Annotated in this window: 16 protein-coding genes and 6 tRNA genes; 13 read left to right on the forward strand and 9 right to left on the reverse strand. The window is 29.3% G+C overall.

Features of this window, described 5'->3' with window-relative positions; translation table 11 throughout:
* Nucleotides 1-96: 96 nt before the first annotated feature.
* From aphA to IMK15_RS03435, 9 genes are all read right to left on the reverse strand, one after another.
* Nucleotides 97-816, reverse strand: coding sequence for an acid phosphatase AphA (gene aphA, locus IMK15_RS03395; RefSeq protein ID WP_192941895.1), 720 nt, complete (start codon nucleotides 814-816; stop codon nucleotides 97-99).
* 106 nt (nucleotides 817-922) lie between these two features.
* Nucleotides 923-997, reverse strand: a tRNA-Gln gene (locus IMK15_RS03400).
* A gap of 51 nt (nucleotides 998-1,048) precedes the next feature.
* Nucleotides 1,049-1,402: a YbaB/EbfC family nucleoid-associated protein gene (locus IMK15_RS03405; protein ID WP_046328359.1), complete on the reverse strand. Its 354-nt coding sequence runs from the start codon at nucleotides 1,400-1,402 to the stop codon at nucleotides 1,049-1,051.
* 24 nt (nucleotides 1,403-1,426) lie between these two features.
* Nucleotides 1,427-1,511 (reverse strand) — tRNA-Tyr (locus IMK15_RS03410).
* Nucleotides 1,512-1,513: 2 nt separating this feature from the next.
* A tRNA-Thr gene (locus tag IMK15_RS03415) sits at nucleotides 1,514-1,589 on the reverse strand.
* 7 nt (nucleotides 1,590-1,596) lie between these two features.
* Nucleotides 1,597-1,673: transfer RNA gene (locus tag IMK15_RS03420), tRNA-Asp, on the reverse strand.
* 5 nt (nucleotides 1,674-1,678) lie between these two features.
* Nucleotides 1,679-1,754: transfer RNA gene (locus tag IMK15_RS03425), tRNA-Val, on the reverse strand.
* A gap of 10 nt (nucleotides 1,755-1,764) precedes the next feature.
* A tRNA-Glu gene (locus IMK15_RS03430) sits at nucleotides 1,765-1,839 on the reverse strand.
* Between the two features lie 76 nt (nucleotides 1,840-1,915).
* Nucleotides 1,916-2,413, reverse strand: coding sequence for a nitroreductase family protein (locus IMK15_RS03435; RefSeq protein ID WP_046328360.1), 498 nt, complete (start codon nucleotides 2,411-2,413; stop codon nucleotides 1,916-1,918).
* A 96-nt stretch (nucleotides 2,414-2,509) separates the two neighbouring features.
* On the opposite strand from IMK15_RS03435, the gene gyrB reads away from it, so the two are divergent.
* From gyrB to IMK15_RS03500, 13 genes are all read left to right on the forward strand, one after another.
* Entirely contained in the window at nucleotides 2,510-4,444 is a 1,935-nt protein-coding gene (gene gyrB / locus IMK15_RS03440; RefSeq protein WP_192941896.1) for a DNA topoisomerase (ATP-hydrolyzing) subunit B, read from the forward strand.
* A gap of 51 nt (nucleotides 4,445-4,495) precedes the next feature.
* Complete coding sequence (gene gyrA / locus IMK15_RS03445) at nucleotides 4,496-6,946, forward strand: DNA gyrase subunit A (protein WP_192941942.1); 2,451 nt, start codon at nucleotides 4,496-4,498, stop codon at nucleotides 6,944-6,946.
* The gene (locus tag IMK15_RS03450; protein ID WP_192941897.1) at nucleotides 6,939-7,700 is read left to right on the forward strand and encodes a GntR family transcriptional regulator; all 762 of its coding nucleotides are present in this window, start codon (nucleotides 6,939-6,941) and stop codon (nucleotides 7,698-7,700) included. The genes gyrA and IMK15_RS03450 overlap by 8 nt, the downstream gene beginning before the upstream one ends.
* A gap of 5 nt (nucleotides 7,701-7,705) precedes the next feature.
* Complete coding sequence (locus IMK15_RS03455) at nucleotides 7,706-9,055, forward strand: hypothetical protein (RefSeq protein WP_192941898.1); 1,350 nt, start codon at nucleotides 7,706-7,708, stop codon at nucleotides 9,053-9,055.
* 15 nt (nucleotides 9,056-9,070) lie between these two features.
* The gene (pheS, locus tag IMK15_RS03460; protein WP_192941899.1) at nucleotides 9,071-10,087 is read left to right on the forward strand and encodes a phenylalanine--tRNA ligase subunit alpha; all 1,017 of its coding nucleotides are present in this window, start codon (nucleotides 9,071-9,073) and stop codon (nucleotides 10,085-10,087) included.
* 12 nt (nucleotides 10,088-10,099) lie between these two features.
* Nucleotides 10,100-12,460: a phenylalanine--tRNA ligase subunit beta gene (gene pheT / locus IMK15_RS03465; RefSeq protein WP_192941900.1), complete on the forward strand. Its 2,361-nt coding sequence runs from the start codon at nucleotides 10,100-10,102 to the stop codon at nucleotides 12,458-12,460.
* Between the two features lie 12 nt (nucleotides 12,461-12,472).
* Nucleotides 12,473-12,964, forward strand: coding sequence for a hypothetical protein (locus IMK15_RS03470; protein ID WP_192941901.1), 492 nt, complete (start codon nucleotides 12,473-12,475; stop codon nucleotides 12,962-12,964).
* A gap of 4 nt (nucleotides 12,965-12,968) precedes the next feature.
* Entirely contained in the window at nucleotides 12,969-14,711 is a 1,743-nt protein-coding gene (gene pepF, locus IMK15_RS03475; RefSeq protein ID WP_192941902.1) for an oligoendopeptidase F, read from the forward strand.
* Nucleotides 14,712-14,759: 48 nt separating this feature from the next.
* Entirely contained in the window at nucleotides 14,760-16,070 is a 1,311-nt protein-coding gene (gene eno / locus IMK15_RS03480) for a phosphopyruvate hydratase (RefSeq protein WP_046328368.1), read from the forward strand.
* 109 nt (nucleotides 16,071-16,179) lie between these two features.
* Entirely contained in the window at nucleotides 16,180-18,084 is a 1,905-nt protein-coding gene (gene thrS / locus IMK15_RS03485) for a threonine--tRNA ligase (protein ID WP_192941903.1), read from the forward strand.
* A 16-nt stretch (nucleotides 18,085-18,100) separates the two neighbouring features.
* Nucleotides 18,101-18,793 (forward strand): Bax inhibitor-1/YccA family protein, encoded by a 693-nt coding sequence (locus IMK15_RS03490; protein ID WP_192941904.1) that lies wholly within the window; start codon nucleotides 18,101-18,103, stop codon nucleotides 18,791-18,793.
* Between the two features lie 22 nt (nucleotides 18,794-18,815).
* Nucleotides 18,816-20,390 carry a glycoside hydrolase family 57 protein gene (locus tag IMK15_RS03495; RefSeq protein ID WP_192941905.1) on the forward strand — a complete coding sequence of 525 codons (1,575 nt, stop codon included), beginning with the start codon at nucleotides 18,816-18,818 and terminating at the stop codon, nucleotides 20,388-20,390.
* 1 nt (nucleotide 20,391) lies between these two features.
* Nucleotides 20,392-21,510: a cysteine desulfurase family protein gene (locus tag IMK15_RS03500; protein WP_192941906.1), complete on the forward strand. Its 1,119-nt coding sequence runs from the start codon at nucleotides 20,392-20,394 to the stop codon at nucleotides 21,508-21,510.
* The last annotated feature ends 36 nt before the right edge of the window (nucleotides 21,511-21,546 follow it).

A 21,546-nucleotide genomic window follows, 5' to 3' on the forward strand; every position in this document is an offset into this window, starting at 1 on the left:
TTTTATCTTTTCTTGTAAGTTTACTCATAAAAAAACTGCACCTCCAATCTTGTGTCCAAGATTTTGGGTGCAGTACAGAAAAAACTCGCCTTTTTTTTACCATGCAGAATTAATTAATACTTCTTCGCCATATCCACCATTCATTTTTTGAGGGTTAGTTGAGTTGTAGGCACGTTGTACTCTAATACCTCTTATACCAACTTCTCTTGCAGCTAGGATATCGTCATCACTGTCTCCATAGTGTATAGCTACATTATGTTTTTTAATGTAGTATGATTTATCATATTTATATCCACCAGTTGGTGTATCTCTTGTGTATTCAATATAAACTTCGTATGGAAGATTAAAGAATCTCTTTAAAGTTCTTGATAATCTAGTTGAAGTATAGTTTTTTTGACCACGAAGTGGAGTTCTACCTGTTATGAAGAAGATTCTATCTCCTCTTTTTAAGTGCATATTTATTAAATCTTGTGCAGATTTTTTAGGTATAGAAAATTCATCTCCACTTTTTGAAACAAAGTCCCAGAACTTTTGATTGAATAAATAGCTTACTGGATTTTTAGGATCAGTTTGGAAGTGATCTTGACCATATCTAAAATATCCACTAGAGTGAACTAGAGTATCATCAATATCAAAACTTACGTTAATAGGTGGTTGACCTTTTAAACTGTTTTCAATATCTTCTACTGAAACGAAATGTACTGCCTTTTGCACATTGTCAGTTGAATAAAAACCTTGATGTGTGTAAGGTACTTTTGGACCTGTAGCCATAGCTAAAGTAGCTAATGTTAAGAATAATAAACTAACTTTTTTCATATATATCCTCCTATATTTAATATGCAATAAAGTGTACCTCAAAATTGGGAGATGTCAATATATATTATAAAAAAAAGATTAATTACTTAATCTTTAAATGGTAATATGGTTGGGCTGGCTGGATTCGAACCAACGCATGGTGGAGTCAAAGTCCACTGCCTTACCGCTTGGCTACAGCCCATCAACTGACAAACAAAATTATATAATCAATAATGATATTTGTCAAGAATATTTAAAATAATCCAGGAATCTTAAGTCCACCTGTAACTGTTTCCATTTCAGATTCAGCTAATGCATCAGCTTTAGCTGTAACTTCTTTAATAGCAGTTAGGATTAAATTTTCAAGTTCTGAAGCATCTTTTTCAGATACAGCTTCTTCTAATATTTCTTTACTTATTTTTATATCAACTAATTCCTTTTGTCCATTAGCTTTAACAACTATTTGTCCACCAGCAACAGAATGTTCAATGATCTTATCTTTTAAATCATCTTGAATTTGAAGCATAGCTTCTTGCATTTGTTTTGCTCTTTTGATTATATCTACTTGACTAGTAGATGAACCAGCAGATTTTATCTTTCTTACCATAACTCCTCCGATTAAAAAAAAAGATGGTGGCGAGGGAAGGATTCGAACCTTCGAAGGCTGAGCCGGCAGATTTACAGTCTGCTCCCTTTGGCCACTCGGGTACCTCGCCAGTGGTGCCGCTTATCGGAATCGAACCAATCACCTACTGATTACAAGTCAGTTGCTCTACCAAATGAGCTAAAGCGGCATATTAATGGCGGAAGTGACGAGACTTGAACTCGCGACATCTTGCGTGACAGGCAAGCACTCTAACCAACTGAGCTACACCTCCGCGTATGGTGGTCACAATTGGGCTCGAACCAATGACCCCCTGCTTGTAAGGCAGGTGCTCTCCCAACTGAGCTATGCGACCATATATTGTTTGGTAGGGCCTAGGAGAATCGAACTCCTGTTGCCGGGATGAAAACCCGATGTCCTAACCACTAGACGAAGGCCCCAAACCTTGTTCCCCTTGGAACAAGATATATAATATCAAAAAAAAAAATGATTGTCAACAATTTTTTATCAAAAAAATTATTTTATCCATTTGACCATCTCTTCCTTGTAGGAAATATGAGGTCTTCTTTCTTCTGCCTTATACCCAATAGCCATGATAGAAATTGGAATTAGATTACTAGGCAAGTCTAAAATTTCTTTTGTAATTTCTTCGGCATTATCATTATCTAATATACCCATCCATACAGTTCCAAGTCCCATATGCGTAGCCATTATAGCTATATTTTCTAAAGATGCTGCACAGTCTTGTATTAAAAATGTCATATTAGGATCTTTTGATTTATCACCACATGCTAAAATTGCAACTGGTGCAGTTTCAAAAGCCTTACCATAAGGATGTTTTAAGAAAAATTCATGTAAGACATCTTTGTTTTCAATGACATAAAAAATTCTAGGTTCTTTTTTATGTGCAGATGGAGCAGCAATCGCACCTCTTAATAGTTCTTTTATAGTATCTTCATCTAAATTTTGACTAGTAAAACTTCTTATGCTTCTTCTATCAAAAATTTCTTTCATATTACCACCTCTATTACTTATTATATCATTAAAAAACTAGAAAAAAAAGGATATAAATGATATAATGTACATATTAATATAAATAGGGAGAAGAGTATGGAAAATAAAAATTATGGTTCAGATGACATAACTGTCCTTGAGGGATTAGAAGCTGTTAGAAAAAGACCAGGTATGTATATAGGAACAACATCATCAAGAGGTTTACATCATCTAGTGTGGGAAACAGTAGATAATAGTATAGATGAAGCATTAGCTGGCTATTGTGATACTATAATTGTTAGAATGTTAGAAGATAATTACATAGAAGTTGAAGATAATGGACGTGGAATTCCTATTGATATGCATAAGACTGGTAGACCAACACTTGAGGTCGTAATGACAATACTTCACGCTGGTGGGAAGTTTAATGACAAAAATTACACATACTCAGGTGGACTACATGGTGTAGGAGTTTCTGTAGTTAATGCGTTATCAACAGATTTGATTGCAACTGTTACAAGAGATGGGAAAATAGTAAGACAAACATTTTCAAAAGGTAAGCCTACTACAGATTGCACACAAATAGGTACAGCAAGTCTTGATAAACATGGGACAATAATCAGATTTAGACCTGATGAAGAAATATTTGAAGAAGTTCTATTTGAATATAATATACTAAAAGAAAGATTAAAAGAATTAGCATATCTTAATACAGGATTAAAGATAATATTAAGAGATGAAAGAGATTTAGAAAGCATAAAAGAAGAAGTATTTCATTTTGAAGGCGGAATAAAAGATTATGTTGGAGAATTAATTAGTGATGATAAGGTAATATCACCAATAATCTACATGAAAGATAATGCAAAAATAACTGGTGGTAAGATTGTTGAAGTTGAAATAGCTCTTGCTTATAGAGAAAATACACAAGCAATAGTGGAACACTCATTTGTAAATAATATTAATACATATGATGGTGGTACACATGTTCAAGGATTTAGAACAGCTTTAACAAGAACAGTTAATGATGTTGCAAAGAAATTAAATTTACTAAAAGATAAAAAAGATGAAAATCTACAAGGTTCAGATGTTAGAGAAGGTATCGTTAGTGTTATAAACATAAAATTCCCTGAACCACAATTTGAAAGTCAAACAAAATCAAAATTAGGAAGTAGTGAAGCTCAATCAGCAGTTTCTAGTGTAGTTAATAATAAATTAAAACTATACTTAGAAGACCATCCTAAAGAAGCAACAGCTATAATAGAAAAGATGATAATATCTAAAAAAGCTAGAGAAGCTGCAAAAAATGCAAGAAACAACATATTAAGAAAAAATCCATTAGAAATAGGGTCACTACCTGGTAAGTTAGCAGATTGTTCATCTAAAAAGAGTGAAGAATGTGAAATTTACATAGTCGAAGGAGATTCAGCTGGTGGATCAGCTAAACAAGGAAGAGATAGAAAAATTCAAGCTATACTACCACTTAGAGGTAAAATATTAAATGTTGAAAAAGCTGTATTACATAAGATGTTAGAAAACAATGAAATAAAAGCTATGGTTACAGCATTTGGTACTAATATAGGTGATAATTTTGATATTTCAAAATTAAGATATGGTAAGATAATAATAATGACAGATGCTGATGTTGATGGAGCACATATTAGAACATTGATGTTAACATTCTTCTTTAGATATTTAAGAGAATTAATTAATCAGGGTCATATATATATAGCACAACCACCTTTATACAAAGTACAAGTAGCAAAGAAAATAAAATACGCATATTCAGATGACGAATTAAAGAAAATAACAGGTGTTTTAGAAGAAGAAAGTAAAAAATACACTATACAAAGATATAAAGGGTTAGGAGAAATGAATCCTGAACAATTATGGGAAACAACTATGGATCCTGAAAATAGAACATTACTTAAGGTAACATTAGAAAATGCAAGTTATGCAGACAAGATGTTTAACATATTAATGGGAGATAAAGTAGAGCCAAGAAGACAATTTATAGAAGAACATGCAAAACATGTTAAAAACTTGGATATTTAGGAGAAGATAATGAACGAAAATGATGAAAATAACAAAAGAGTAGACGAGGTTATGGACACGTCTAAAAAGGAACAAGAAATCCCTATATTCATAGAAGATGAAATAAAATCATCATATCTTGATTATTCTATGAGTGTCATAGTTTCACGTGCATTACCAGATGTACGTGATGGTCTTAAGCCAGTGCATAGAAGAGTCTTGTTTGCTATGAATGATATGGGAATGACATACAACAGTCCATATAAAAAATCAGCAAGAATTGTTGGGGAAGTTTTAGGTAAGTACCACCCACATGGTGATACTGCTGTATACAATACAATGGTAAGAATGGCACAAGATTTTAATAGTAGATATATGCTAGTTGATGGACATGGAAATTTTGGTTCAGTTGACGGAGACTCAGCAGCAGCTATGAGATATACTGAAGCAAGAATGGCAAAGATTGCTAATGAAATGCTTTTAGATATCAATAAAAATACTATAGACTTTAGAAAAAACTTTGATGAAACTTTAGATGAACCAGTTGTATTACCATCAAAATTACCTAACTTACTAGTAAATGGTACAACAGGTATAGCAGTAGGTATGGCTACAAATATACCTCCACATAATCTAGCAGAAGTTTGTGATGGTATAGTTTCATTAATAGATAATAGAGATATAACTATAGATGAATTAATAGAACATATTAAAGGACCTGACTTTCCAACTGGAGGTATAATAAATGGTAAACAAGGTATTTATGATGCTTACAGAACAGGTAGAGGTAAGGTACAAGTTGCAGGTAAGGTAGATATACAAACTAATGCACATGGTAAATCAAGCATAGTAATTACAGAAATACCTTATCAAGTTAATAAGGCAAAGCTAGTTGAAAAAATAGCAGAACTATACAGACAAAAGAAAATTACAGGTATAACAGATATTAGAGATGAATCAAATAAACATGGAATAAGAATAGTAATAGATGTTAAGAAAAATGAAGAACCTGAATTAATCTTAAATATGCTATACAAATACACAGATTTACAAACAACATTTGGTGTAATAATGTTAGCGTTAGTTAATAATGTGCCTAAAGTACTAAATTTAAAACAAATACTATCTAAGTATCTAGAACATAGATATGAAGTTGTAGAAAGAAGAACTAAATTTGATCTTGATAAGGCTAAGAGAAGAGCCCATATTTTAGAAGGATTTAGAATAGCATTAGATAACATTGATGAAATAATTAAATTAATTAAATCATCTAAAGATGCTAATATTGCAAAAGATAGATTGATGAGTGAATTTATGTTCTCAGAAATACAAGCTAAATCTATACTAGACATGAGATTACAAAGACTAACAGGACTTGAAAGAGATAAGATAGAACAAGAATATAGTGAATTACTAGCACTAATTGAGGAGTTAGAAGAAATTTTACAAAGTTCAGATAAGAAGTATGAAATAATAAAACAAGAAGTATTAGAATTAAAAACTAATTACGGAGATAAAAGAAGAACAGAAATACAAAATAAGCGTAATGAAATTGATGCAGAAGATTTAATAAAAGAAGAAGATGTAGTTGTAACTATAACTAACAAAGGGTACGTTAAAAGAATAACTACTGCTTCATATAAGTCACAAAGAAGAGGTGGAGTTGGAGTAAATTCAATTAACACAGTGGAAGATGATGAAGTAAGTGACATATATACAGTTAAAACTCTAGATAGATTATTAGTCTTCACTGATAAAGGTAAAGCATATAGTATAAAAGTATATGAAATACCAGAAGCAAGTAAACAAGCAAGAGGAAGATTAATTAGTAATATAATAAATCTTGGAGAAAATGAAAATGTAAGTGCAATACTTAATACTTCAGGTTCAAATGAAAATTCACAAATTTTAATAGTTACAAGAAAAGGTATAGCTAAGAAGATGGATATTAAGCTATTTATGAATATTAATAAATCAGGTATAAGAGCAATAACTCTTAAAGAAGATGATGAATTAGTATTTACAGATATATGTAGCGAAGAAAATGAAGTGTTTGTTGCAACAAAGAAGGGTCTTGCTATAAGATTTGAGTCTAAAGATATTCGTGCTATGGGACGTAGTGCAAGTGGAGTAAGAGCAATTAAATTAAATAAAGACGATATAGTAGCAAGTGCATGTATTGTAGATAAAAATAAGAAAAATGAAGTATTAACTGTAACTAGTGAAGGTTATGGAAAAAGAACTGATATAGAAGAGTATAAGGTTCAAAATAGAGGTGGAAAGGGATTAAAGAACTTTAAGATAACACCTAAAACAGGAGATATAGTAAGTTCTATACTAGTAGATGATAGTGTTAAAGAAATAATGCTAATAACTAAAGAAGGAACATTAATAAGAACAAAAATAAATGAAATTTCAAAAATTAGTAGATCTACATCAGGAGTTAGAATTATGAAACCTAAGAATGATGATGTTGTAACTTCAGTTGCATTAGCACCAGAAGGAGAGGAAGAAAATGACTAAAAAAAGATTTCTATTTCTATTAACTAATGAAGAAGAAATGGAAAAAGCAAGTAAGTTTTCAGAAGCTGTAAGAAAAAAGCTAAATGATGTTGATGTGATAGCTCTTTATGTTAAAGATGTTATGAAATATGAAATGTTTTTAAATAACATGAATGGTTATGGTATACAAAGTCCAGCATCTATGGTTGTTGAGGAATACAGAGAAATAGAGACTAAAGTGTATGAAAAAATAAAGAAAAAAGCTGTAGAATATTTTGATAAAGTCTATAGTAAAGAAGGAGACACACACGAAGTCTTATTAGAAGAAATGAAGGCGTATGATGCACTAGTAGTTGTTAAATCTGAAGATTTAACACCAGCTATGAAAAATCTTTTAAGAGATCACTATAAACCATTAATAATTTTAGGAGATAAAAAAGAATATTCAATAGATAAGATACTTATGCTAAATGATGGAGGATATAAGGTAAATAAATCTATATTTGCCTTCTTCCACTTGTTTGGTGAACAAAATATTGATGTATTAAGAGTAAATATAAATGAGACAAATAGATTAACTGAAAGATTTGGAAATGTTTGTAATGTAATAGATGAAACTAGTGATGATGTTTATTCTACAATAATGGAATACGTACCTAAATATGATATGGTAATTATTGGAGAATTAAGATTTACTATTTTATTTGAAAGATTAACAGGACAAACTGGTATAAAAATAATTGAAAATACAGATACTACAATATTTATGGGGTGATTATTTTGGAAGATAAAAATTTACATGTTAAATTATCTGTAAAAGTTTTTGAGACTATAATTTCATGGTTATTAGGTTTTAATTTTTTAATAGCAATATTGCTATTTTTCAAAGGTTTAAAAATATTTAATATGTTACATAAGAGCTTAACATTAAGCTCTTCATTTGTTGATTTAGTAACAGTTTTAGTTAAAAATGATGGTGAATTAAAAGGCTTACAAAAACTGATGGAAATTTATCACATTTTCACTATTATAACTGTAATAGTGGTAGCGATATTTATAATAATAAGGCTTGCTAGAAGAGAACAAGATAAATTACTTAAATTTATGTATATAATAATGATAAGCTTTATAATCTTTGCAAACTTTTTAATATATTTAACTAATGATCTATTTTATGCATTAAAGAGCATAAATGAAAGAATATATACACAAGAATTATCTAAAGTTTTACACCTTTTACAAAAAATGCAAAATATTAAAGATACAAGATATATAATATTAATTACGTTTGGAATAACAATGCTATTAGGTTTAGTATCAATAATAGTATATATATACGAGGTTGTTCAAAAGAAAGATGAAGTATTTTTCCCAAGATTAAATCGTTTCCTATACTTACTACCAATAGTAGTGTTTATTGTATTAGCGGTATCAAGATATACTGTAATTAAAAATTCAAGTGTAATAAAACCATTTGATTACTATATCCTAGGGTATGACATAGATGAAAAGAATAATATAATACCTGTGTCTTATGTTAATAATAAGAAAATTGAAGAAAAGTACCTAGATCCATATATAGCTAATTTCCTAGAAAAAGGATTAGCATTTGATATACAAAAAGAAGATAGAACTTTAGAAAAAAATAAGAGTATGAAAGTTTCAATTTCATATAATGTAGATCAAGCCAATGAATTGGGATTAAAGATAAAAGGTATAACAGGTTATGTAAAGAATAAGGATAAACCTGAACTGCTAAAAGATGTTAAGAAATTAAATAAAAAGTCACTCTTACACTTATTGAAAAAATATGAAATTAAATATATAAATAAGAATAAGAATGATGATATGTGTGGATATTATTATGGCACTGATAGAAATAATAATATTGAAGTGTTTGTCATATCAAAGGTAAATACAGATACTATACCATTAAAATACAAACTAAGAATGCAACCTACAAATAGTGTCTTTGTATATCAAATACTTTATTTAGGTAATGTATTTATAAACCAAAAAGGAGATGCTATGGGTTATACAGCTATTAATAATGAAAATGGTGTCTTATACGAAGGAGATAAACAACTAATTAATGAATATTTAAAAGAAAGTAAGATATCAAAATTTTAGTAAGAAGGGATAAAAATGGAAGATAAAATTACAAAAATAGAAGAACAAATTTTAAAAGAACTAAAAAATGTAATTAGTCTTGATAAGTTAAATGAAGTTAGGGTAAAAGCCTTAGGTAAAAAAAGCGAATTTAGTATGCTTTTAAAAGAAATGGTTAACCTTAGTGGAGATGAAAGAAAAGAATTAGGTAAAAGAATAAATGAAACAAAAAATTTAATCAAGGATAGAATTGATGAGGCAGCACTTAATATTAAAGAAAATATAAAGAAAGAAAGAATTAAAAAAGAAAGTATAGATATTAGCTTGCCAGGTAAAAAACAAAATCATGGAAGCTTACATCCAATTACAAAAACAGTTTTGGAAATTAAGTCTATTGTTTCTGAAATGGGATTTGATATATCAGATGGACCAGAAGTTGAATTAGTGAAATATAATTTTGATGCATTAAATATACCTAAAACACACCCTTCAAGAGAAAAAACAGATACTTTCTATATTACAGATGAAGTAGTCCTAAGAACACAAACTTCACCTATGCAAATTAGATACATGTTAGAACATAAACCACCATTTAGAATGATTTCATTAGGTAAAGTATATAGACCAGACTATGATGTTTCTCATACTCCTATGTTCCACCAAGTAGAAGGTTTAATGGTTGGTGAAGATGTATCATTTGCTAACTTTAAAGCAATGTTAGAATTAATAGTAAAAAGAATATTTGGTCAAGAAAGAAAAGTAAGATTTAGACCTCATTTCTTCCCGTTTACAGAACCTAGTGCAGAAATGGACGTAGAATGTGGTGTATGTAAAGGTAAAGGATGTAGAGTTTGTAAAAACAGCGGTTGGCTTGAAATTTTAGGTAGTGGTATGGTTAATCCTAAAGTATTAGAAGCTGGAGGAATAGACCCTAAAAAATATCAAGGTTTTGCATTTGGAATAGGGCTTGAAAGAGTAACAATGCTAAAATATGGTATAGATGATTTGAGAGCATTTTTTGAAAATGATATTAGATTCTTGGAACAATTTTAGGGGGTATTAAAAATGTTAATTTCATTAAATTGGTTAAATGAATATGTAGATATAAAGGATAAGAGTACTAGCGAATTAGAAAATGCTTTAACCATGATAGGACAAGAAGTAGAAAAAATTGAAGTTAAATACGATTACTTAAAAACAGTAGTAACTGCAAAAATTGTAGAATACAGTAAGGTAGAAAATTCAGATCACTTAACTTTATGTAAAGTAGATACTGGTGATGAAATATTACAAGTAATATGCGGAGCGCCTAATCATAAATTAGGAGATGTAGTATGTCTTGCTAAAATAGGTACAAAATTAGATGAAGATTTTGAAATAAAGAAGGGTAAGATAAGAGGAATTGAATCTTACGGTATGCTATGTTCTATGAAAGAATTAAAGTTAGGTGAAGAATCTGATGGTATAATAATACTTCCTCAAGACACAAAATTAGGTATACCTTTAAGTGAATATTTCGGTAAGAGTGATACAGTATTTGAATTAGAAATTACTCCTAATAGACCCGATTGCTTATCATATTTAGGTATAGCAAGAGAATTAAGTGCTTACTACAACATAGAACTTAAAAAACCACAAATTAGTATAAATGAATGTAGTGAAGATATAGACTATAAGGTAAAGATTCAAGATACTACATTATCAAATAGATATTTAGTTAGAATAATCAAAGGAATACAAGTTAAAGAAAGTCCTGAGTGGTTAAAGGATAGACTTGAAGTATTAGGAATTAAGAGTATTAATAATATAGTTGATATATCAAATTATGTAATGTTAGAACTAGGACAACCTAATCATATATATGATTTAGATAAATTAGCAAGTAGTTTAGAAATTAGAAGAGCAAACGATAAAGAACATTTTGTTTGTTTAGATGGAAAAGAAATTGACCTAACAAATGAAGATATAGTTGTAACTTCAAATGATAAGCCAGTTTGCCTAGCAGGTGTTATGGGTGGTTTAGATACTAGTGTGACATCAGAAACAAAAAATATATTAATTGAAACAGCACATTTTGAAAATATAATGGTTAGAAGAAGTTCAAGACGTCATGCTATCTTCACAGAATCATCATATAGATTTGAAAGATGGGTAGATACAATATCACTTGATAATGCTTCAAGAAGAATAGCACAATTAGTAGAACAATTAGCTGGTGGTAACTTACAAAAAGGCTATGTAGAAGACTATACTCATAAGCCAGAATTACCTACATCAACTTTAGAATTATCAAAATTAGCTAAGTTTATTGGTAAAGTAGTTCCAAAGGATAAAGTTTTAGATATATTTAAAAAGCTTGAAATAAAGGTAGAAGATAAGGGTGAACAATTAGTATTAACACCTCCATGCTTTAGATCTGACTTATTAGTCCCACAAGACTATTATGAAGAAGTAATAAGAATGTACGGTTTTGATAATATAGAAAATATATTACCTAAGTTAGATATTAAAAAAGATCTATTAATGGATAATACAAAATTAAATTGTGATGTAAAATTAATACTAGCATCATTAGGATTAAGAGAAGTAATAAACTATAGCTTCATACCTAAAGTAGCATTTGGACAAATAAAATGTGATGAAAAGGATTTAATAGAAATTTCAAATCCAATAACTGAAGACTTTGCAGTAATGAGACCTACATTTATGTATAGTTTAATAAAAAATGCAGTAGATAACTTTAATAGAAGTGTGCAAAGAATACATTTCTTTGAAGTAGGTAGAGCCTTTGTTGAAGGGAAAGAACTTACAAAAATAGGTATAATATTATCTGGTACAAAACAAAAGGATATATATAACGCTGAAACACAATATGATTTTTATGATATGAAGGGAATAGTAGAAGAACTATTTACTAGATTAAATATAAAGTCATATACAATTACAAGAAGTGAAAATAAGAGCTTACATGGTGGAAGATCAGCAGATATTTATGTAGGTAAAAATCTTTTAGGTTCATTTGGACAAATACATCCAGACCTAGAAGAAACATTCAATTTAGAAGGTAAGTCTACTATATACTGTGAACTAAACTTAGATGAAATGAAGAAATATATAAGTAAAAACTTCAAATATAATACACTAAGTAAGTATCAATTAGTTACAAGAGATATTGCTTTTGCTGTAACAGAAGATACTATGGTAGGTAATGTTATTAAATCTATCGAAAAAATAGATAAGTTAGTTAAAAAAGTTGAATTATTCGATGTATATAAGGGAATAGGTGTAAGCAGTGGATATAAGAGCTTTGCTATAAAAATATATATGATAGATAATGAAAAGACTTTATCAGAAAATGAAATAAATAAAGTAATAGAAAAGATAAAAAATAAGGTAATAAACCAATATGGTGCAAGCGTAAGATAGAAGGTGAATAGTATGAAAAAAATATTATCTAGTTTAGTGTTGATATTGTCTATTATGGCATGTTCAATGGGGCCTAGAAATGTATATTTATCAAATGGAGAAATAAATACATTTGCAACTAAGAAAATTAATTTTTCTACAAATGCAATAGTTGGTAATGTAAGGTTAAGAAATAATAATACTATGGTTAAAAATGGATACATATATTCAGATATAAACTATAGTTGTAAGATACTAGGTGGAGCTTTAGCTAATGTTGAAGGTATTGTGAAGATAAAATATGAATTAGAAGTAGTGGATAATAAGTTATTTATAAAATCACCAGAATTACTTTCAATAAAGACAAATAATAATCTAATACCAGATTCTACTGTTAGACAAGCAGTTTCTAGTATTGTAGTCAACACATTAGAATTAAAAGAACTACATGACTTTAGAGAAAATCATGTTGTAGTAAAAGATATTGTAATAGGATCAAATAATATATTATTAGTAACGGAGTAAGTAAATGGAAAATAACAAGTGGGATTTAACCTATATTTTTAAAACAGATGAATTATGGAATGAAAGCTTTGATGAAGCAAAAGAAGTAATTAAAGATATAAAAAAATATGAAGGTAAAATTACAAAGAGTTTAGAAGGTTTTAAGGAATTTTTAAAAGAAAAAGAAATAATAGATTTAAAAGTTGAAAAACTATACATGTATGCACATTTAAATCATGATGCAGATACAAGTGTTTCAAAGTATCAAGAAATGTTTTCTAAGATACAATCATTATACGCAAAATATTATGAATATTGTTCATTCATTGTAACAGAAATGAAGGATAATAAAGATAAGATAGAAGAATATCTAAAAGATGATGAATTAAAAGAATATAGACAACATTTTAAAGAAGTATTCTTAAGATTCTCTCATGTATTAAGTGAAAAAGAAGAAAAAATATTAGCAAGTTTTTCTGAAATATCACAAGCACCATATAATATATTTACATCATTAAATGATACTGACATCACTTTTAAAGATGTAATGGGAGAAAATTTAAATGATAAGAATTTTACAGTCTTTTTAGAATCAAAAGATAGAGAAAAAAGACGTATTGCTTACGAAAATCTTTATGAAGGATACAAACAATTCAGTAATACATATGCAAACATTTTATCTACAAATGTAAAAATGAATAATTTAAATGCAAAACTGTTAAAATATGATAGTGCAAGACAACAATCAATGCTTCAAGATAATATAGATGAAAAGGTGTATGATAATTTAGTAGAAACTGTTAATAAGAATCTATATAGACTACATGAATATATGGAATATAGAAAGAATATACTAGGTTTAGATAAACTTAATATGTATGACTTGTATGTCTCAACAGCAAAGAATTTTGATGTAAGCTATACTATAGAAGAAGCTAAAGAAATTATGTTTGAAGCATTAAAACCTTTAGGACAAGATTATTTAAATATCTTAAAGAAGTGTTTTGATGAACATTGGATAGACTTTACAGTTAATGATAACAAGATGGGTGGAGCATATTCTAGTGGAGGATATGAAACTAAGCCATATATACTAATGACATGGAAGGATAATTTATCTTCACTATTTACATTAGCACATGAAATAGGTCATAGTATACATTCATATTATTCAAGACATAATCAAACATATATTAATTCATCATATAAGCTATTTTTAGCAGAAATTGCATCAACAACTAATGAAAATCTTTTAACTAATTATCTATTAGAAAAGTATAAAGATAATAAGGAAGCATTAATCTGCATATTAAATGATCACTTAGATGGATATAAGGGGACAGTATTTAGACAAACACAGTTTGCAGAATTTGAACAAGAAATACATAAATTAGATAAGAATGGTGAAGCTCTAACAGCTAAAAGATTGTGCGATAGTTACAAGAAAATAAACGAAAAGTACTATGGTAACAATGTAATAACAGATGATATGATATCATATGAATGGGCAAGAATACCACATTTCTACTATTTCTTCTATGTATATCAATATGCAACAGGATTTAGTTGTGCTGTATATTTTGCAAATAGTATATTAAATGGTGGAAAAGAAGCTGTAGAAAGATATATAAACTATCTAAAAGCAGGATGTTCAAAATTCCCACTTGAAATATTAAAAGATGCAGGTGTTGATATTTTAAACGGAACAGTAATAAATAAAGCGTTGGAAGAGTTTTCTAACAAATTAGAGGTATTGAAAACATTGTGATACTATGGTATAATGAATAAGAAAAATTAAGAAAGGTGGATTACACAAATGAGTAATATTAAATACCAAACAGTTATTGAAGACATTTATGCAAGAGAAATCCTTGACTCAAGAGGAAATCCTACAGTTGAAGTAGAAGTTTACCTTGAAGGTGGAGCAATGGGTAGAGCTTCAGTTCCATCAGGAGCATCAACAGGTGTTCACGAAGCTGTTGAATTAAGAGATGGAGATAAGAGCAGATACTTAGGTAAAGGGACATTAAAAGCTGTTGAAAATGTAAACACAATAATAGCTGAAAATGTAATCGGAATGGATGCACTTGACCAAGTTGCAATAGACGAAGCTATGATCAAATTAGATGGAACTCCAAACAAAGCTAAATTAGGAGCTAATGCAATTTTAGGTGTTTCATTAGCAGTAGCTAAAGCAGCTGCAAACCAATTAGGATTACCATTATATAGATACTTAGGTGGGGTTAATGCTAAAGAATTACCAGTACCTATGATGAACATATTAAATGGTGGTGCACATGCTGATTCAGCAGTAGACGTTCAAGAATTCATGATACAACCAGTTGGAGCAAAAACTTATAAAGAAGCTTTAAGAATGGGTGCTGAAGTATTCCATCACTTAGGTAAATTATTAAAAGCTAATGGAGATTCTACAAATGTAGGAAATGAAGGAGGATATGCACCTTCTAAGATAAATGGAACTAAGGGAGCATTAGATATTATATCTAAAGCTGTTAAAGATGCTGGATACAAACTAGGAAAAGATATTACTTTCGCATTAGACGTTGCTTCATCAGAATTCTATGATACAAAGACTAAGAAGTATGTATTCAAAAGAGAAGGTGGAGAAAAGACTGCTGAAGAAATGGTTGCATGGTTCGAAGAATTATGTAAAGAATATCCAATAGTTTCAATCGAAGATGGATTAGCTGAAGATGACTGGGAAGGATTCAAGCTAATGACTGATAAATTAGGTAAGAAATTACAAATAGTTGGTGACGACTTATTCGTAACTAATACTGAAAGATTAGCTAAAGGTATAGAAAAAGGTGTTGCTAACGCAATCTTAATTAAATTAAATCAAATAGGAACATTAACAGAAACTCTAGATGCAATAGAAATGGCTAAGAAAGCAGGATACACTGCAGTTGTTTCACACAGATCAGGAGAAACTGAAGATGATACTATAGCAGACGTTGCAGTTGCAACTAACGCAGGACAAATTAAGACAGGTTCAGCTTCAAGAACTGATAGAATAGCTAAATACAATCAATTATTAAGAATTGAAGACGATTTAGCAGGACAAGCTATCTACAAAGGATTAAAAGCTATATATGTAATTAAATAGTAATTTATATTAAGCAAGAACAACTAATAAGTTGTTCTGCTTTTTTTATAGAAAAAATTAATTTTTTATGGTATAATTTTAATATTAAAATGAATACGGAGGGACTAGAATGTTTGAAATTAAGTTACCAGATGGTAGTGTGAGAAAATGTGAGCAGGAACTTACTGTTTTAGATTTTGCTAAAAACCTTTCTATTAGCTTATCTAAAAAAACAGTAGGGGCAATATTTAATGGCGTGCAAGTGGATGTATCTTACACCTTAAAAGAAGCTGGAGAACTGAAATTAATCACGTTAGATAGTGAATTAGGAATTAATATCTTAAGACACAGTACAACACATATTATGGCACAAGCTGTAAAAAGATTATACCCTAATACAAAATTAGCAATAGGTCCAGTAATTGAAAATGGATTTTACTATGATTTTGATCCTGAAAAGCCATTTACAGATGAAGATATACAAGCTATAGAAAAAGAAATGCATAAGATTATCAAGGAAGATTATAAGTTTGTAAGACATATGTTTAGTGTAAATGAATTAATAGAAAAGTATGAAAAAGAAGGAGAAATATATAAGGTAGAAATATTAAAAGGACTAGATTCTGATGAAGCTAGTGCATATACACAAGGTGAATTTTTCGATTTATGTAGAGGTACACATTTACCTTCAACAGGATATGTTAAGGCATTTAAATTAATGAGTAAAGCTGGTGCATATTGGAGAGGTAAATCAGAAAATAAGATGCTACAAAGAATATATGGTGTAGCCTTCCCTACAAAAGCTGAATTAGATGCATATTTAAATATGTTAGCTGAAGCAGAAAAAAGAGACCATAGAAAATTAGGAAAACAATTAGGATTATTCTTCCTAGATGAACATGGTCCTGGATTCCCATTCTTTTTACCTAAAGGTATGACTTTATTCTTAAGATTACAAGACCTATGGAGAAAAGAACATATAAAGGCAGGTTATAAGGAAATTAGAACACCTAATATGCTTGATAAAGAATTATGGGAAATTTCTGGACACTGGAAGAATTATAAAGAAAATATGTATACATCTGAAATAGATGAAAAAATATTCGCTATTAAACCTATGAATTGCCCAGGAGGGTTATTAACATACAAGAGTGAATTGAGATCATATAAGGATTTACCATTAAAATTAGCTGAAATGGGACATGTACATAGACATGAATTCTCAGGAGCATTACATGGTTTAATGAGAGTAAGAGCATTCACTCAAGATGATACACATATATTCTGTACAAAAGATCAAATAGAAGATCAAATTAAAGAAATAATAAGTTTATATGATAGATATTATAAGTTATTTGGATTTGAATATAATATTGAATTATCAACTAAACCTGAAAAAGCAATAGGTGATGATGCACTATGGCAAACAGCAGAAACTGCCTTAGAAAGAGCATTAAAAGCTGCAGGTAAAGAATTTAAATTAAATCCTGGTGATGGAGCATTTTATGGTCCTAAGATAGACTTTAAGATGAAGGATTCATTAGGTAGAATTTGGCAAACTGGTACAATACAATTAGACTTTAACCTACCAGAAAGATTTGATGCAACATATATAGGTGCAGATGGTGAAAAACATAGACCTGTAATGTTACATAGAGCTTTATATGGAAGTTTAGAAAGATTTATGGGTGTATTAATTGAACACTATGCAGGAGCATTCCCAGTATGGTTAGCACCAGTACAAGTTAAAATAATGTCAATTTCAGAAGAACAAAAAGAATTCTGTACAAACTTATATAACAAATTAATAGATTTAGGATTTAAGGCAGAATTAGATGTAAGAAACGAAAAGATAGGTTACAAGATTAGAGAAGCTAATTTTGTTGAAAAAGTACCTATTCAATTAGTAATTGGGAAAAAAGAATGTGAAACAAACAGTGTTAATGTTAGAAGACATGGTCAAACAGAAACACAAACTATGGGTATTGAAGACTTTATTTCTATGTTAAGTAAAGAAGTAGAACCAGAATTTTAGTATAAGAGGGGATATTATGTATTACGATATAGATCAACATGAGATAAGAAATATAGTTGATAAAAAAATTAAAGGTAGTTTTTTATATATGAGTATAGCTTTAATTGTTACATTCTTAACAGGCTATTTTACAGTTACAAATGAAGCAGTAAGAAGTACTAGTTATACCCTATTACCATTATTTTTAATATTACAATTTGTACTTCCTTTAAGTATGAGTTTGTTTATTTATAAGGCGAATGCTACTATATTAAGAGTAATGTTTGTAATATATTCAATATCAACAGGTGTTATATTATCATTTATTGCAGAATATTATACATTAGGAAGTGTTATAAGTGTATTATCAGGAACAATAGTATTGTTTTTAGTCCTAACAATTTATGGATATACAACAAAAAGTAACTTACAAAGTTATACAAGTTTCTTAGTTGTTGGAATAATTTCAATAATAATAATGTCTGTAATTAATATGTTTATAGGAAGTAATACACTTGATTTACTATTATCAGCACTAGCAGTAGTAGTATTTGTAATTTATACAGCATATGATACACAAAGAATAAAAAATACTATTATATCACTTTCGTATCAAGGTCAATTAGATTTGTTAGATAGGGTAGAAATAATTGGAGCATTATCACTATACCTTGATTTTATAAACCTATTTATATACCTTATTAGAATATTTGGAAGAAGAAAAGATTAATATATAAAGGTGGGATTAACTAATGGAAGGATATTTCAGTTTAGTATTACATGCACATTTACCATACGTACGTCATCCAGAATACAAAGAGTTTTTGGAAGAAGATTGGTTATATGAAGCAATTACGGAAACATATATTCCGTTCTTAATGATGTTTGAAAGATTACATAGAGATAATGTTGAATTTAATATAACATTAACTATGTCTGGAACATTAGCAAATATGTTAAAAGATGATCTATTAATGAGTAGATATTTACGTCATATGGACAAAATGGTGGAATTATGCGAAAAAGAATTAGATAGATTAAAAGATCAACCAGCATTTTTAAAAGTAGCAAGACATAATTATGATACATACAGAAATGCAAGACAATATTTCTTAGATTGCAATAGAGACTTAGTATCAAAATTTAGATATTTCCAAGATCTAGGGCATTTAGAAATTATACCAGTTACAGCAACACACGGTATGCTTCCTATGATGAAAGATTATAATAAGGTTGCAAATGCTCAAGTTTTACAAGCAAAAATAGATTACATGGAACATTTTGGAAGAGAACCAAAGGGTATATGGCTTGCTGAATGTGCATATTATCCAGGACAAGATAAGTATCTTGCTGAAAATGGAATAAGATACTTCTTAGTTGATGCACATGGTATAATGCATGCAGACCCAAGACCAATATATGGAGTTTATGCACCAGTTTATACAGAAAATGGTATTGCAGCTTTTGCAAGAGACCTTGAATCATCAGAACAAGTATGGAGTTCTGAAATAGGATATCCAGGTGATGGAACTTATAGAGAATTCCATAAAGATGCAGGTTATGAATTAGACTATGACTATATTAAACCATACTTACATAGTGATGGAGTAAGAAGAAATATAGGTATAAAGTATTTTGCAATAACAGATAAGAAAGGTACATATAAGGCAATATATGACCCAGAAGCAGCATATAACAAGGCAAAACAACATGCATATGACTTTGTATTTAATAGATCAAAACAATTAGAATATTTAGCATCAAAAATGAAACATAGAAAACCAATAGTAATATCACCATATGATGCAGAACTTTATGGTCACTGGTGGTATGAAGGTCCAATATTCTTGGAATATGTATTCCGTGCTATGCAAATTTCAAACTTTAAGAGCATAACACCTAGTCAATACTTAGATAAGTATCCTATGAATCAAGTTGTAAATGTTAGTATGTCAAGTTGGGGAGCTAATGGATACTTTGATGTTTGGGTAGATGGGTCAAATGACTATATTTATCGTCATTTGCATAAGGCTGCCGAAAAGATGTTAGAAATTGCTACATATGAACCAATGAATGATGTAGAAAGACGTGCAATGAATCAAATGGCAAGAGAATTAATGATGGCACAAACATCATGCTGGCCATTTATAATGTTCACAGGAACAATGGTAGGATATGCACATAAGAAGATATCAGACCACACAAATAGACTATTCAAACTATATGAAGATATAAAACACCATAGTGTAGATGAAGAATGGTTAAGAGAAATTGAAAGTAGAGATAATATATTTAGAAATATAGATTATAGAATTTATAGAGGATAAAATGAAAGAAATTTATTTAGATAATGCTGCAACTACTAAAGCTAGAAAAGAAGTTGTAAACTATATGGTAGATTGTATGGAACATAGCTATGCAAATGCAGATTCTATACATAATTTAGGTTTAAGTGTAGCAAAAAAAATAAATGATAATAAGAAAGTTTTTGAAAAGTTAGGACTGCCTAAAGATAGTATATATTTCACAGCAGGTGGTGGAGAAGCTAATAATATATTAATTAAAGCTGTTTGTAACAAATTTAAAAAGGGAAGAATAATATCAACGCCCATAGAACATCCGTCAATTATTAAAACATTAGAAAGCTTAAAGGGATTTGATGTTTGTTATTTAAAAGTTGATGAATATGGTAGGGTAGATGAAAATTCTCTAAAAGAATTACTAAATGAAGATACAATACTAGTTACTATTGCCTATGTTAATAGTGAATTAGGAACTATACAAGATATACCAAAATTATGTAGAATTACAAAGGAGAAGAATAAGGATATAGTTTTTCATACAGATTTTGTGCAAGGCTTAGGTCATGTAAAGGTAGATTTTAGTAAAATACCTGTTGATGCAGTTAGTTTTAGCTCTCATAAGATATATGGACCTAAAGGTGTTGGAGCTATATACATATCAAAGAAAATAAAGTTACAACCTGTTGTTTATGGCTCAAATAGTGAAAATGCATTTGTACCAAGAACATTAGCGAATGAACAAGTTCTAGGCTTTTTAAAAGCTATTAGTCTGTTAGATGATTTAGATATTGAACACCTAAGAGAAATAAAGGAATATACTTTAGAAAGATTAAAAGAAATACCGAATATTAGAATAAATTCTCCAGAATTTTCAAGCCCTGGTCTTTTAAATGTTTCATTTATTGGAGCAAGGGGAGAGATAATAATGAATTACTTATCAAGCATGAACATATATGTATCTACGGGTTCAGCGTGTTCTGTAAAGAAAGGTCCTAGTAGTGTAATAAAGGCGATAGGACTAGAAGATAAGTATTCTAGTGGAGTTATACGTCTTAGTTTTGGAAGGTATAACACTAAAGAAGATATAGATGAGTTCATAACTCAATTAAACATAGTATTGGGAATGATAAGGAGTGTAGCATAATGCTATATTCCTTATTTTATTTTACTTTATTTTGAA

Source organism: Sneathia sp. DSM 16631 (assembly GCF_014892235.1).
GTDB classification, from domain to species: domain Bacteria; phylum Fusobacteriota; class Fusobacteriia; order Fusobacteriales; family Leptotrichiaceae; genus Sneathia; species Sneathia vaginalis.